This window comes from Pseudomonas sp. NFPP07 (assembly GCF_900115645.1).
Lineage (GTDB): Bacteria > Pseudomonadota > Gammaproteobacteria > Pseudomonadales > Pseudomonadaceae > Aquipseudomonas > Aquipseudomonas chlororaphis.
This window is the reverse complement of sequence record NZ_FOXG01000002.1, coordinates 94,777-108,948: the sequence shown is the minus strand read 5'-3', so window position 1 is coordinate 108,948 and position 14,172 is coordinate 94,777. Positions and strand designations below refer to the sequence as shown.

Annotated in this window: 15 protein-coding genes and 1 tRNA gene; 6 read left to right on the top strand and 10 right to left on the bottom strand. The window is 63.8% G+C overall.

All coding sequences use genetic code 11. The features are described from left to right. Positions 1-16 precede the first annotated feature (16 nt). The 4 genes from BM019_RS05475 to BM019_RS05460 all read left to right on the top strand — a co-directional run bounded on the left by BM019_RS05475 (position 17) and on the right by BM019_RS05460 (position 3,981). A complete protein-coding gene (locus tag BM019_RS05475) occupies positions 17-1,591 on the top strand; it encodes an aldehyde dehydrogenase (NADP(+)) (RefSeq protein WP_092417799.1) in 1,575 nt (524 codons plus the stop codon). An 89-nt stretch (positions 1,592-1,680) separates the two neighbouring features. Then, positions 1,681-2,697: an Ldh family oxidoreductase gene (locus BM019_RS05470; RefSeq protein WP_092417798.1), complete on the top strand. Its 1,017-nt coding sequence runs from the start codon at positions 1,681-1,683 to the stop codon at positions 2,695-2,697. A gap of 229 nt (positions 2,698-2,926) precedes the next feature. Next, on the top strand, positions 2,927-3,457 hold the full coding sequence (locus BM019_RS05465; protein WP_092417797.1) for a GNAT family N-acetyltransferase: 531 nt from the start codon (positions 2,927-2,929) through the stop codon (positions 3,455-3,457). Positions 3,458-3,639: 182 nt separating this feature from the next. After that, the gene (locus BM019_RS05460; RefSeq protein ID WP_009042559.1) at positions 3,640-3,981 is read left to right on the top strand and encodes a YXWGXW repeat-containing protein; all 342 of its coding nucleotides are present in this window, start codon (positions 3,640-3,642) and stop codon (positions 3,979-3,981) included. A 91-nt stretch (positions 3,982-4,072) separates the two neighbouring features. On the opposite strand, the gene BM019_RS05455 is transcribed toward BM019_RS05460, so the two are convergent. Further along, positions 4,073-4,735 (bottom strand): NADPH-dependent F420 reductase, encoded by a 663-nt coding sequence (locus BM019_RS05455; RefSeq protein ID WP_085530054.1) that lies wholly within the window; start codon positions 4,733-4,735, stop codon positions 4,073-4,075. 102 nt (positions 4,736-4,837) lie between these two features. Here BM019_RS05455 and BM019_RS05450 point away from each other — a divergent pair, with 102 nt between their 5' ends. Together BM019_RS05450 and BM019_RS05445 are read left to right on the top strand one after the other, a co-directional pair. Further along, positions 4,838-5,728 carry a LysR family transcriptional regulator gene (locus BM019_RS05450; RefSeq protein ID WP_092418008.1) on the top strand — a complete coding sequence of 297 codons (891 nt, stop codon included), beginning with the start codon at positions 4,838-4,840 and terminating at the stop codon, positions 5,726-5,728. A gap of 235 nt (positions 5,729-5,963) precedes the next feature. Further along, the gene (locus tag BM019_RS05445; protein ID WP_092417796.1) at positions 5,964-7,742 is read left to right on the top strand and encodes a sensor domain-containing phosphodiesterase; all 1,779 of its coding nucleotides are present in this window, start codon (positions 5,964-5,966) and stop codon (positions 7,740-7,742) included. Positions 7,743-7,775: 33 nt separating this feature from the next. Here the strand turns inward: BM019_RS05445 and BM019_RS05440 are convergent, their stop codons facing one another. The 9 genes from BM019_RS05440 to BM019_RS05400 form a co-directional block, all read right to left on the bottom strand. Continuing rightward, positions 7,776-8,690 carry an SGNH/GDSL hydrolase family protein gene (locus tag BM019_RS05440; protein ID WP_092417795.1) on the bottom strand — a complete coding sequence of 305 codons (915 nt, stop codon included), beginning with the start codon at positions 8,688-8,690 and terminating at the stop codon, positions 7,776-7,778. A 129-nt stretch (positions 8,691-8,819) separates the two neighbouring features. Beyond that, a complete protein-coding gene (locus tag BM019_RS05435) occupies positions 8,820-9,023 on the bottom strand; it encodes a GAF domain-containing protein (RefSeq protein WP_239691046.1) in 204 nt (67 codons plus the stop codon). A gap of 46 nt (positions 9,024-9,069) precedes the next feature. Further along, positions 9,070-9,477: a type II toxin-antitoxin system HicB family antitoxin gene (locus BM019_RS05430; protein WP_092418007.1), complete on the bottom strand. Its 408-nt coding sequence runs from the start codon at positions 9,475-9,477 to the stop codon at positions 9,070-9,072. 32 nt (positions 9,478-9,509) lie between these two features. Next, positions 9,510-9,692: a type II toxin-antitoxin system HicA family toxin gene (locus tag BM019_RS05425; RefSeq protein ID WP_053259927.1), complete on the bottom strand. Its 183-nt coding sequence runs from the start codon at positions 9,690-9,692 to the stop codon at positions 9,510-9,512. Positions 9,693-10,137: 445 nt separating this feature from the next. Further along, positions 10,138-10,211 (bottom strand) — tRNA-Gly (locus BM019_RS05420). Positions 10,212-10,413: 202 nt separating this feature from the next. Then, positions 10,414-11,298: an alpha/beta fold hydrolase gene (locus tag BM019_RS05415; RefSeq protein ID WP_092417794.1), complete on the bottom strand. Its 885-nt coding sequence runs from the start codon at positions 11,296-11,298 to the stop codon at positions 10,414-10,416. A gap of 351 nt (positions 11,299-11,649) precedes the next feature. After that, on the bottom strand, positions 11,650-12,342 hold the full coding sequence (locus BM019_RS05410) for a pseudouridine synthase (protein ID WP_009042570.1): 693 nt from the start codon (positions 12,340-12,342) through the stop codon (positions 11,650-11,652). Between the two features lie 33 nt (positions 12,343-12,375). Beyond that, the gene (locus BM019_RS05405; protein ID WP_274517825.1) at positions 12,376-12,594 is read right to left on the bottom strand and encodes a cysteine-rich CWC family protein; all 219 of its coding nucleotides are present in this window, start codon (positions 12,592-12,594) and stop codon (positions 12,376-12,378) included. 7 nt (positions 12,595-12,601) lie between these two features. After that, the gene (locus BM019_RS05400; protein ID WP_092417793.1) at positions 12,602-14,089 is read right to left on the bottom strand and encodes a sensor domain-containing diguanylate cyclase; all 1,488 of its coding nucleotides are present in this window, start codon (positions 14,087-14,089) and stop codon (positions 12,602-12,604) included. Between the last annotated feature and the right edge of the window lie 83 nt (positions 14,090-14,172).

The following is a 14,172-nucleotide window of genomic DNA, read 5'->3' as shown; positions in this document are numbered from 1 at the left end:
TTCAGAGAGGTAACCCATGCCTGTAACAGGACAACTGCTGATCGGCCAATCCCGCGTGCGGGGTGGCCACGGCGAAGTGCATGCGCTGGTCGCTGCTACCGGCGAGGCCCTGGCGCCGGGTTTTGGCGGCGCCGGCCCGAACGACCTGGAGCGCGCCTGCGCCCTAGCCGAAGCGGCGTTCGACCGCTATCGGGAAACCAGCGTGGAACAACGGGCGGCGTTGCTGGAGAGCATCGCCGGCAACATCCTCGCCCTCGGTGATGAGCTGATCGAGCGCTGCATGAGCGAGACCGGCCTGCCCCGTGCCCGCCTGGAAGGCGAGCGCGGGCGCACCGTAGGCCAGCTGCGTTTGTTCGCGGCGGTGGTGCGCGACGGCAGCTTCCTGGAGGCACGCATCGACCCGGCCCAGCCGGAGCGCCAACCCTTGCCCAAGGTGGATCTGCGCCTGCGCCAGATCGCCATCGGGCCGGTGGCGGTGTTCGGCGCCTCGAACTTTCCCCTGGCGTTTTCCGTGGCCGGCGGCGACACCGCCTCGGCACTGGCCGCCGGTTGCCCGGTGGTGGTCAAGGCGCATTCGGCGCACCCCGGCACCTCGGAACTGGTAGGCCAGGCGATCCAGCAGGCGGTGCACAGCCACGGGTTGCCGGAAGGGGTGTTCTCGCTGCTGTTCGATGCCGGCCGCGGCATCGGCCAGGGGCTGGTGGCGGACAGGCGGATCAAGGCCGTGGGCTTTACCGGTTCGCGCAGCGGCGGCGTGGCGTTGATGAAGATCGCCGCGGCCCGCGAGGAGCCGATCCCGGTCTATGCCGAGATGAGTTCGATCAACCCGGTACTGCTGTTGGCCAATGCGCTGGCCGAGCGCGGCGAAGCCATCGCCCAGGCCTTTGTCGGTTCCCTGACCCTGGGCGCCGGGCAGTTCTGTACCAACCCGGGTTTGCTTCTCGCGGTCGACAGCCTGGCGTTGCGCGCATTCGAAGCCGCGGCGGTAGCCGTGCTCAAGGTGGCGCCGGCGCAGACCATGCTGACGCCAGGCATCCACGCCAGCTACTGCCAGGGTGTCGAGCGGTTGCTGCGGCATGCCGAGGTGGAGCCCTTGGGGCAGGGCGCCGATGGCCAGCGTTATCAGGCCCGTGCCGCGCTGTTCGCCACATCGGCCGAGGCCTTTATGGCCCGCGCTGCGCTGCGCGAGGAGGTCTTCGGTCCGGCCTCGTTGATCGTGCGTTGCTGCGATGCCGCGCAGATGAAAGCGCTGCTGGCGAGCTTGGAAGGTCAGCTGACCATCGCCCTGCACCTGAGTGACGACGACCATCCGCAAGCCCGGGAACTGCTGCCGTTGCTGGAGCGCAAGGCCGGTCGCCTGTTGGTCAACGGTTTTGGCACCGGGGTCGAAGTCGGCCATGCCATGGTCCATGGCGGGCCGTTCCCCGCCACCTCGGACACGCGCACCACTTCGGTGGGCAGCCTGGCGATCCAGCGTTTCCTGCGCCCGGTGTCGTACCAGGACTTGCCGCCAGCACTGCTGCCGCAGGCTTTGCGCAACGACAACCCCTGGCAGGTTCCACAGCGTCTCAACGGCGAGCGCCCGTTGTAGCCGCTGCCGCAGGCCTGCGGCGTTCTCACCCTCAACCCCATAGGGCCGGGTTTCCCGGCCCCCACGGTTTTTATCGGAGCACAAGCCCCATGTCCGATCTCGTCACTCTTTCCCTCGCCGAAGTCCATGATCTGTCCCTCAAGGTGTTGACCCGCCACGGCCTGTCCGATGCTCATGCCCGGGCCATTGCCGAGGTCATCACCCAGGGCCAGCGCGACGAGTGCCATTCCCACGGGGTGTACCGCCTGCTGGGTTGTGTGCGCTCCGTGCGCGAGGGCAAGGTCGACCCGCTGGCCGAGCCGAGCCTGCGGTCTATTTCCGCGGGCGTGCTGGAGGTGGATGCGCACTACGGTTATTCCCTGCTGGCGTTCCAGACCGGCTTGCCATTGCTGGCGGAAAAGGCCCGCAGCCAGGGGCTGGCGGCCATGGCGATCAAGCGGTGTTTTCACTTCTCCGCTCTGTGGCCGGAGGTCGAGGCCATCGCCGCCGAGGGACTGGTGGGCATCGCCATGAATCCCAGCCACAGCTGGGTGGCGCCGGCCGGCGGCAGCAAGCCGGTGTTCGGCACCAACCCCCTGGCGTTCGCCTGGCCACGGCCGGGGGGCCAGCCGTTCGTGTTCGACTTCGCCACCAGCGCCATCGCCCGCGGCGATATCGAACTGCACGCGCGCCAAGGCAAGGCCATCCCCGAACACTGGGCTATCGATTCCCAGGGCCAACCAACCACAGATGCCAGGGCAGCCCTGCAAGGCGCCATGCAAACCTTCGGCGGGCACAAGGGTTCAGCCCTGGCGGCGATGATCGAACTGCTGGCCGGCGCGCTGATCGGCGACCTCACCAGCGCCGAGTCCATGGCCTTCGACGCCGGCGTCGGCGCCGCGCCTTGCCATGGCGAGCTGATCCTGGCGTTCGATCCGCAGGTGTTTCTGGGGCCGGACTACGAGAAAGGTCTGGAACGCGCCGAAGGACTGTTCGCAGCCATCACGGGGCAGGGCGCGCGGCTGCCGTCGCAGCGGCGTTTCGAAGCCAGGGCCCGCAGCGCGCAACACGGCGTAAAGATCCCCCGCGCGCTGTTCAACGATATCCAGGCGCTGTTGGTGCAGTAACCGCGATCTGTAGGAGCGAGCTTGCTCGCGATAGCGTCGGTGGCCTCCAAGACGAGGTAACTGCTTGGACGCAGTGGCGCCTGTGACGACTTTATCGCGAGCAAGCTTCGCTCCTACAGGTATCTGCGTGTCAGGGGGACGTTCTGCTACGGATATCCGGCGATTCCGACGCCAGCCTGCTACTTTCACTGCGGCGTTTTTACCCTCGGCGAATACGGATATCCAGTTGATGAACCTTCACTTCGAAACCCCCAACCTGTTGCTGCGCCCGCGTACCCTCGAACACTTCGAGGCGTGCATCGCCATGGACCTCGATCCGCACGTCACCCGTTACCTTCCCGGCCCCTGGGACGGTGGCGAGGAGCACCGCGATTTCGTGCGTTCGCGTATGGAGCGCGATTTTGGTGAGCATTGCGGCTATTGGGCGATCTTTGCCAAGTCCGCGCCGCAGGAGTTTCTCGGCTGGGTGTCGTTCATTCCCTACGAGGCTGTCGGCCCGGAACTGGAAATGGGCTGGCGCCTGGTGCGCCGGGCGTGGGGCAGGGGTGTTGCGTCCGAGGCGGCGGGGCGCATTGTCGAGCACGCTTTTCTCGGGGCTGGAGTCGAGCGCATCGTCGCCGATGCCCATGCCTTGAACGAGGCCTCGCTGGGGGTGGCGCGCAAGCTGGGTTTTCGTTTTGTGCGCGATGGCGAGTTCGAGGGGCTGCCGAGCAAGTTTTTCGAGATGACCCGGGCGGATTTCGACGCCCGAGGACGCTGATCTGCCGCCGCTGACTGGCCGTTTATCGCCACCTTGCTGCCGCTATCTGCCTGCTGCTATCAGGTTCAGCTAGCAGACAGTTTCGAGCTGTTAAAACACGTCTTACGCCTGGCAGGAGCCGGGTGGTTGCAGGGGGCGTTGTCAGTAGTTCACGCGTCGGCGTCAAGCGCCGGGGAGGCAGCATGTTGTTACGTTACACGGCTCTGGTGGCGGTGGTCGTAGTGGCCTCCGGGTGTGTGCAGGAACGGGTGGTGCATGAGCGGCGGGTGGTCGAACGCGCGGCGCCGGTGGAATACGTCGAGGTGGTTGCACCACAACCACCGCCGGTGCGAGTCATCGAAGTCGAGCCCATGCATCGCCCGGGTTATGTCTGGTCCCGGGCTTACTGGCACTGGGATGGCCGACAGTATGTGGCGGTCCATGGTCACTGGGAGGCGTTGCGTCCCGGGTACCATTATGTGCACCCGTTCTGGGAGCGTCGCGGCGATGGCTGGCACCTGCATGCGGGTGGCTGGGCCAGTTGAGCGAAGGCGAACCGGCACACAGGCAAACCTATGAAAACGACCCGAACGGGTCGTTTTTTTTTGCGCTCGCGGAACGCTGCATGCCTTGGCGTCAGGAGCGCCACCAGCCTTCGGGCAGTTCGACTTCTCGTTGCGCCTGCGCCAGGGCCGCGCGCAGCCCCGGTTTATCCAGCGGGATGCAGTAGGCCGGTTTGGCCCGTTCGAAACGCCAGCTGTCCGCCAGGCCGCCGCCATCGACCGTGTCGAAACCCAGCTCGTCGAGCAACTGCACGACCTGCGCCTTGGCCTGCGGATCGTCGCCGGCAATTGGCAGGGCGCGGCGATCAGGGGCGCCACTGGGGCGGGCGTCGGTCAGCAGGTCCTGGGCGAGGATGGCATTGAACACCTTCACCACCCTGGCGCCTTCGAGGTGCTCGGCGAGCAATTGGCTGGTGGTGGTTTCGAAGCGGTCCAGGGCCTCGATATGACCGTCGCGGGACGGGTAATAGTTATTGGCGTCCAGCACCGTCTTGCCGGCCAGCAGGGCCGCGGGGAGGCTACGGTAGTGGGCCAGCGGGATGGCCACCAGCACCAGCTCGCCGAACTGCACGGCGTCTTCGACGCTGCCGATGCGGCTGCCGCGAATGCCGCTGGCCACGCTGCTCATGGTCTGCGGGCCACGGGAGTTGCTGAGCATCACCTCATGCCCCGCCGCCAGGGCCAGTTGCGCCACGGCGCGCCCGATAAAACCTGCTCCGATAATGCCGATACGCATGTCCATGCTCCGTTGAAAGGGTCGAGCGGCTATGATGATTCGACACTAGATGGTGATAAATAAGCGTCTGGTATTTGGTCTTGTTACTGGGAGTATTGAATGATGGATCGTCTGACCAGCATGGAGGCCTTTGTCGCGGCCGCCGAAAGCGGTTCCTACGCTCGTGCGGCGACCCGCCTGGGACTGTCGCCGCAGATGGTCGCCAAGCATGTGGCGGCGCTGGAGCAGCGGCTGGGCGCGCGCCTGCTCAACCGCACCACGCGCCGGCAAAGCCTGACCGAGTTGGGCAGTGCCTACCTCGAGCGCTGCAGGCACATTCTCGGCGAGGCCCAGGCCGCCGATTCCCTGGCGCAGATCATGAACGCCACGCCCCGGGGCAAGCTGCGCATCAGCGCGCCGGTGACCTTCGGTTCCTACAGCCTCATGCCGTTCGTGACGGCGTTTCTGCGCGAGCATCCGCAGGTGGAAATCGACCTGCACCTCACCGATCGCTACATCGACCTGGTGGAGGAGGGCTACGAGGCAGCGTTTCGTATCGGACCACTGGCCGATTCCAGCCTCACCGCCAGGCCGCTGGCGCCTTATCGGCTGATCGCCTGCGCGGCACCTGCCTACCTCGCGGCCCGGGGCACGCCACGGGTACCGGCCGATCTCGAACAGCATGAGTGCCTGGGGTACGCCTACTGGTCGCGGCCGGCGGACAACCAATGGCAGTTCCGCCGCGATGGCCAGGTGCAGGAGGTTCAGGTGCGCAGCCGCTTGCAGGTGAACGAGAGCAAGGCCCTGCTGTCGGCGGCCGTGGACGGCTTCGGCATCGTCCTGGGGCCGGCGGATTTTCTCGAACCGGCGCGGGCCGCGGGGGAATTGGTGCAGTTGCTACCCGGCTATGAGGCGCCGAGTCGCGCCATGCATCTGCTGTACCGGCCGGACCGGCAGATGACCGCCAAGCTGCGGCACTTCGTCGATGCGGCGATCGCTCGTTTCGGTGCCTGAGAGCAACGTCGCCAACCCTCGAAGCGCTCTAGACCGAAGGTCTTGGGAACCGCACTTTTTTGTAGCCGATACCGTTCGTCCGACGGATGGGTTTGGCAAGCGCCTGCCCGTCAGTCATTCTGGAGGGCGAGATGTCCTAGTGCCACTACTGCATTCATGGCTGCCGCGTCCCCCAGCCTCCCTGCGAATAGGTTGTTTATTGTGATGATCGCGTTATCCCGGCCCGAGGTTGTGTATGCCCGATAAGGCGATTGCCGAGGAGCGGCGCCTGGCCGCCCTGCATGCCCTGGAGTTGCTGGACACCGCCAGTTGCGAGAATTTCGACCGGATCTGCCGCATGGCGGCCGAGTATTTCAAGGTGCCTACCGCCTTGATCAGCCTGGTGGACCGTGATCGTCAGTGGTTCAAGTCGCGGGTGGGTTTCGATGAGCCGCAGACACCGATCAGCCAGTCGTTCTGCGCCTTCACGGTGCAAGGCCGCGAAGTGCTGGAGGTGCGCAACGCGGCGCTCGATCCGCGTTTCCAGGACAACCCGCTGGTGACTCGCGAGCAGGGCATCCGCTTTTACGCCGGGGCGCCGCTGTTGACCGCATCCGGTTATGCCATCGGCAGCCTGTGCATCATCGACAAGGTCGAGCAGCAGTTGAGCATCGTCGAACGCCAGCAGTTGCGGGACATGGCGGCGATGGTCATGGAGCAGGTCGAGCAGCGCCAGCGCCAGCGTCGTCGCGACCCGGTCAGCGGCCTGGCCAATCGCGAGCAGTTCCAGAGCGACCTGCGTGACCTGGTCGAGCACCACATTGGCGAACAGCGCGTGCTGGTGCTGATCGATGCCCTGGACATGAAAGTGGCCCACGAACTGACCCTGGCCCTGGGGCTGGCGCCTTTCGAGACCATCATCCGTTTTCTCGCGCTGCGTTTGCAGGAGTGCCTGGGGCGGCATGTGCGGGTCTATCACGTGTCGGTCAAGCGCTTCGGCTTCCTGCTGCCGGCGCCGGCCGAGGGGCTCGATAGACTGCTCGATGCGCTGGTCAGTCGCCTGCGCCGCCAGCCGCCCGGGCTGGGGTTTCCCATGATTCCCACGGTCTGCGCCGGAACCGTGGAGTTCGAGATCGATACCCAGTCGGTGGACGATGCCTTGCGCAAGGCCATGTTCGCCCTGGAGCTGGCCATGGCCGGGCGCAGTTTCTGGGCGCATTACGATGCCGGGCGCGATCATGCCCAGCGCCGCGCGTTCAACCTGGCCTCGGACCTCAACGACGCCTTGCGCAGCGGCCAGATCTACCTGATGTTCCAGCCACGCTTCGCCCTGCCCGATGGGGCCCAGGTCAGTGCCGAAGCCTTGTTGCGCTGGGAACATCCGTGGCTGGGGCCGATCTCGCCCGCCGAGTTCATTCCGGTGATGGAGCGCAACGGCCTGATTCATCAGGTGACCCGCTGGGTCATCGACACGGTGTTGAGCAAGTTGCGCACCTGGGGCCTGCCCGAGAGCTGCAAGCTGTCGATCAATCTGTCGCCCAAGGATTTCGAGGACCAGGATATCGCCGAGCTGATCCGCCGCGCCTGTGAGCTGCATGGCATCGACCCACGGCGGCTCGAAGTGGAGATCACCGAGGGCGAGTGGCTGCGTTCCAACCCGAATGTCCTGGCGCAATTGACGCGCATTCGCGACCTGGGCATGGACGTGGCCATCGATGATTTCGGCACTGGCTACAGCAACTTCGCCTACCTGCACCAGATCCCGGCCAACGTGGTGAAACTCGACAAGTCGATGATCACCGACCTTGAGCGCAACACCCAGCACCAGAAGATCACCCGCTCGATCATCAGCCTGGCCCGCGAGCTGGGTTATCGCACCGTGGCCGAGGGCATCGAGAGTTTCAAATGCCTGCAGATGCTCTACACGTTCGGTTGCGATGAAGCCCAGGGTTATTTCCTCGCCAGGCCGATGCTGCAGGAACGTTTCCTGGCCTGGAGCGGGGCGAACCGGTTCCCGTTGCAGCTTTGCGTCTAGGGCAGGCCTGCTGCTCGCCGGCGAGGCTATGCCTTAGCGGGCCTGGCCGAGGGTCTTGGCCATGGCTTCGCCCGCCAGGGCATGGACTTTGCGGGTCGGGTGCCATTCATCCCAATAGAAATATTCGTCTGGATGGGTGCACGCCGGTTTCACCTCGGGATAGGTCGGCTGGCACGGTCGGTCGAGCTGGGCCAGGCCATGCTCGGCAGGCCGGCGGCGCAGCTGATCGCTGAAGGCGATGTGGTCGAAGTAGGTGATTTGTACATCGAGCTTTTTGCTCTCGGCCACCAGCAGCGACGGCAGTTGCCGTTCAAGTATCTGTTGATAGCGCTGTGCCTGTTCGCTCTGCCCGCTGGCCACCACCGCCGGGGCATGGCGCAGGTCGGTGCTGCCGACCACCAGGAAATGCCTGGCGCCGGCCTTGGCCAGGCGACTGACGGCATTCTGGATATGGGCGCTGCTGCTGGCGGCCAGTTCGTCGATCGGTTCCTTGTGGCCGAAGTCGGCATGCTCGAAAAAGTCGTTGGCGCTGATGAAGATGAAGTACAGCGCGCCAGGGTCGGCCTGGCCTTTGGCGTTGGCCAGGTAGTCGTCGATCTGCCCGCTCACTCCTGTGTCGCGGTACGCGGTCATCCAGGCGTAGTAATTGTTCTGCCCGCTTTTCGCGCCGCCAACGGCGTGGTCGGTTAGGGGCAACCGCAGGCTTTTGGCAAGCACTTCCACGGCGGTCGGGCCGTTGCTCCAGCGGCCTTGCCAATACAGCTCGCCGGGCAGTTGCTGGGCGTCCTTGAACTGGTGGGCGAGCATGTCCCGGGTCAAGCGGTCGCTGGCGCCGTTATCGGAATAGCTGTCGCCGAAGGCGTAGAGACGATCGAACGACGGGGCGGCCAGGCAGTTGCCGGCGGCCAACGAAAGTGCGAGCAAGGGAGTGAGCAGGATCTGGCGCATGGTCGGTCTCTACGGTGAAAGGCGAGGGCTCATCGTAGAAGTTTCGAGCGTTGCCGATGCGCCGGATGCGACCTGGGCTTAGCCGTACTCGTCCGCGCGTGCCTGTGGGCGACCTGTACGACTAAAGTTTCACCGCGGCGAACGGGCGAGCAAAGCCTCGACCTTTTGCCGGAACGCGTCCAGCGCGGCCTGTTCCTCGGCGCTGTATTGCCTGGCGCTTTCATGCAGCGCGCAGACGGTGCCGAACACCTCGCCATCGGCATCGCGCACCGGGTAACCCAGGGAGTTGCTCAGGCCGAATTCGACCCGGCCGGTCCAGCGTTGAGCGGCCACCAACAGCTTTATTGGCCGCTCACGTTTTTCGGTCAGGGCGGCGTGTTCAGTCTTGCTGCAAAACCTTCAGTGCAGCCGAAGCGAGAAACCCCGAGCGGCTCTTGGCTTCCGGGTGATGCAGCACGTATTCGTCGATGCGGCTCAGCAAGTAGCCGGGCAGGGTGATGTTGAGCTTCTGCGCCTTGCCCAGGTACTTGGTGACATCGATGTCGATCAGCGCCCAGGTGCAGCCTGCGTACCGGGGGTTGGCCGCGTGCAGGGTGACCTTGTTGGCGTGCGGGATGGGGGCACCGTCTTCGGCGAGAATCTCGAAGTGCCCTTCGATGGCTTCGCGGGCCATGGCCATGGCGTCGTCGAGGTCGTCGCCGGCCGAGAAACAGCCAGGAATATCGGGGACTTCCACCCCCCAGGCGTGTTCGTCATCGCCCATTGAAATTGCAATCGGGTAAAGCATGTGCGGAACCTCCAGGGCGCGGTGAATCGCCTTCACATGAGCAGCGCCTGTTTCAGAATACTGATGGCGGTTTTTCTCAGCAGGTCCTTTTTGGGATGGGGAACGGTCACCAGCCCCGGTTTATGGGGATGCTTGAAATGGTGGTGACTGCCCCTGACCCTGACCAGATACCAACCGTCTGCGACGATTTGGCCGATCAAATACCGACTGTCCACATCACCTCCTTGTGATGTTTGGTGGTTACTATACCTACCAAAAAAATGTGTTCAATACCTGGCCCGCCCGACGGTCGTTGGCAGGGGAACTCCGTAGGCTGAAGTGTAGAAAGAGCGAGTTTGGAACGCGGCGGATAAGAGCGCTGGCTGTGTTGCAGGATCCTTCTCGAACCGTGATATCTGCCGAAGTACTGGCCAAGCTGATTTCGTTGAGGGTCGACAGGAGTACAGATGAGCGGGCCTGGTCAGCATCTTTGAAGATGAGTAAGCCCGGTCGAGGCGCTGGGGGACAGCACGGGGCTATTCGGGGCTATTGCCATTTCCGTGCTCGTTCATCGTGGCCGCAGGTTGATAAAGCGCCCATAAAAAAACCGGTCACTCGAGGACCGGTTTTTTTGTTTCTGCATCCCTCGTCGGCAGGGCCTGACGCTGGACTCGAATGAAGTGGAGCGGGTGAAGGGAATCGAACCCTCGTTATCAGCTTGGGAAGCTGGAGTAATGCCATTATACGACACCCGCTCGGAGCGGCTGACTTTGTACCAGAAGTGCGCGCGGATTTGAAGTTTTTCTTTGCCGGGCCTGTGTTTGCGAAGCGGCGGGAAATGCACGCAGGCACGCTTCTACGCCGTCATCGCGGCAACGGGGCGAAGACCGGCTTGCGGTCTATCGCGGGCAAGCTCGCTTCTGGGGCAGGGGACGAGTTGCTCGCGATGACGCCACTTCAGATAGCCAGGGCATGGTGGTCCTGCAGGTAGTGATAGCGCGGACGACTGGTGTGCTGGGTCGGTTTGAGGAACCCCATCAGCGCGTTACGGCTGTCCCTGCAGGCGGCCTTGTGTTCCATGTCGAGGAAGTGCCCGGCGGCCTGGATGGTGCTGAACGTCGAGTGCCGGACATGGTTGCCGAACAGCCGGGCGTCATTGGCGGCGGTGTATTCGTCCCATTCACCGTTCATGAACAGCAGCGGTACCTCGATGTTCTTCGCCGCTTTCAGGTAGCACTGGCGGTCGCTGTTGAGGATATGGCTGATGTGGAAGTGCATCTGCCCGTATTCATGCTCGGCCAGGGTGCTGACATGGCGATAGTTGAAACGCTTGAACAGCGACGGCAGGTGCTTGCCGATGGTCTCGTTGACCAGGTGCCCGACACGGTCGCCGTCCAGGCTGCCGAGGTAATCGACACCGCGTTCGAGGTAGTCGCGCATCGGCTCGTTGATCACCGGCGAGAACGAGCTGATCACCGCCTTTTCAATGCGCCGCGGGCGTTGTGCCAGGGCGAGCAGCGTCGGCGCGCCACCCCAGGAGAACGACATCACGTGCTCGGCGGCGAAGTGGTCGATCAGCTCCAGCAGGATCAGCCCCTCGACTTCCTTGGTGAGCATTTTCTCGTGTTTGTTGTGGGCTTTCGAACGGCCGGCGTAGGGCTGGTCGTAGAGCACCACATTGAATTGCGGATACAGGTTCTTCACGGTCTGCGCAAAAGAGGCAGTGGTGGCCATTGAGCCGTTGACCAGAATGATGGTCTTTTCTGCGGCATCTGCGCGATAGAACTCCGTGTAAACCCGATACTGACCTTGTATATCCAGCACAGCGATTTCTGGCCTCATGTCATAAGACTCCTGGCAAGCGGGTATGCGCGCAACCGAGGGTGCACGAGATTTGTGACAGGTAGGCATACGCCTGGAATTGTTTAGCCCATGTCGATCCGTAACAGATGGTCGACGGGTGTTGTTATAGGCGGGCAATTTGCCGGAATGCGGGGTGAGCACAGGCGGCTCGGACGGCAAAGGATTTCTTAGAAGTATGTTCGTGACTCATCGGTCACATTTCGGCCGACGGACTGATTCAAGCAGGGAGAACGCCGTCTCGCAAGTGCCGTTGGTAAATTGTTCGACAACTTCGGCTGAATGGTCATGGCATCGTCGATGGCTTACAGCGGCTACGGAAATTGTAGACGCTCAGACCAGGCGGATTTCTTCATCGGTCAGCGGCCGGTACTCGCCGGGCACCAGTTTTTCGTCGAGGGCCAGCGGTCCCATGCATTCGCGGTGCAGGCGCAAGACCTTGTTGTCGAAATGGCCGAACATGCGTTTGACCTGGTGGTAGCGGCCTTCGACGATGCTCAGCCGCGCGCACCGGGGGCCGAGGATCTGCAGCTCGGCGGGCAGGGTGGTGAGGTCCTCGAAAGCGAAGTACAGGCCCCGGGCGAAGGTTTCGGCGTACTCCGGGCCTATGTCCTGTTCGGTCTCGACGTAGTAGCGCTTCGGCAGTTTGGTCTGCGGCTGGGTCAGGCGCCGCGACCAGCTGCCATCGTTGGTGAGGATCAGCAAACCGGTGGTGTTGTAGTCCAGGCGACCGGCGATGTGCAGCTCGTGCTTGTCCGGTTCGTCCAACAGGTCGAGCACGGTGCGGTGTTCGGGATCGCGGGTGGCGCTGACGCAGCCCATGGGTTTGTGCAGCATGAAATAGCGCGGCGGCTTGCCGGCCTGCAGCACTTCGTCGTCGAGCTCGACCCGGCTGAACTCGCGCACCTCGGCATGGGGATCGCTGACCACCTGGCCGTCGATACGGATGCGCTTTGCCACCAGCAGCAGGCGCACCTGCTGGCGGTTGAAGCGGGGCAGGTTGCTGAGGAAGCGATCAACGCGCATGGCTATCGGCAGGCTGGCAAAAGGCTGCGCATCTTACGGGATCGGCCGGGCGGCCGCTTGCAGTTGCGCGTCGACCCGGGCACAGCGCGGGCACAGGCAGGCGCGATCGCGCAGCTCCGGCGGCAGGGCTTCGAGCACCGCCGGGTCGATGCTCACGCTGTAGCACCAGCAGGCCTGGTCGGCGGTACGCGGGTCGGCCAGGCTGCAGTCGTTGCGGGCGCCGCAGGCCGGGCAGAGGCTGGGGCTGTTCAGGGTCGGTTCATTCATAACGGGAGTGAGGCATTTCCACGCAGGTTCGGTTACGGCCGGTCTGCTTGGCACGGTACATCGCGTGGTCGGCGCGTGACAGCAGGCTGTGCAGGGTATCGTCCGCCTGCAGTGTGGTCACGCCGATGCTGACGGTCAGCCGCATATTCTTGCCCTCGTAGGTATAGCGCTGTTGCTCGATCAGCAGGCGGATCTTCTCGGCGATCTTCAGCGCCGTGGCGCTGTCGGTGTCCTTGAGCAGCACGATGAACTCTTCGCCGCCCCAGCGGCAAACGATATCGGACTGGCGCAGGCAGCTTGCCAGGTGCCGGGCGAAGCCGCTCAACACCTGGTCGCCGGCGAGGTGGCCGTAGGTGTCGTTGAGGCGTTTGAAGTGGTCCAGGTCGAGCAGCAGGGCGGTCAGCGGCTTGGGCTCGCGCTGGGCTTCGAGCATGGCCTGGGCGGCCAGCAAGTCGAAGCCGCGGCGGTTGGGCAGGCCGGTGAGGCTGTCGAGGGTGGCCTGGGTTTCGATCTTGCGCTGGAAACGTCTGACCACGCCGTTGAGCAGGGTCAGCACGATCAGGGTGATCGCCAGGCAGATCAGCAGGTTGAGGTACAGCGAGCGGCGGATATCGCCCAGGGCGCTGTCCTCGCGCTTGTCGACGAACAGGTACCAGTTCAGCTCGGGAATGAAACGCACATTGAGGAAGTGCCGCTGGTCTGCGGCGCTGTATTCGTAGTTGCCGCTGTGGGGTTTGGGCATCCTGGCCCGCAGGTCGCGCAGGTTTTCCAGTTCGAACAGCGACTGGCCGGCCCGAGCGCCCTGCGGGCCGCCTTCAGCCCCGGTGAGGACGATCCGGCCCTGGGTATCGACGAAATACACGCTGCGCTGATAACGCTGCTGGTAGCGGTCGATCAGCTTGATCACCGCCTCGACCTTCAGGCCGACACCCGCGGCGCCGATGAAATTGTCCTGGTAGTCGTAGACCTTGTAGTTGATGAAAAACGTCAGGTTGTTCTGGTTGGCCTGGTCCGGATCGACGTTGATTTCATACGGGGTGGCCATGTCGCGGACCCGGAAGTACCAGGCGTCGCGGGGGGTATCAGGAGCGATTTTCTTCAGCACGCCCTTGGCGTGGTAATAGGTCAGGCTGCTGTTGGAGACGAAGAACGCGGTGTAGGCGCCGTAGTGGGTCATCACCTCGTTGAGATAGCGGGTCATCTGCTCGGGATCGCGTTCGCCAGCCATTACCCAGTCGCGCATGAAGGTGTCGCGGGACATCATCGAAGAAATCAGGATCGGTCGTACCAGGTCTTTCTGGATCTCCGAATACACGGTGTCGGAGGTCAGCGGCAGCTCGGTGTTGACGATGTTGTCGCGGATCGAGGTTCGCGAGGCGTAATAGCTGAGCAAGGAGGTGACCATAAAACCGCCGCCCAGCAGCGCGATGAGCGTGATGATCAGCCAGCGTTGCGAATACAGCGGGGAGCTAAGCGGCATGGGCGACTCCGTGGCCGTGACCCGATGCAAGCATTCTAGTGGCCGCGCCGACGGGTAGCTGCGCCATTTGATCGCTCGCCAGC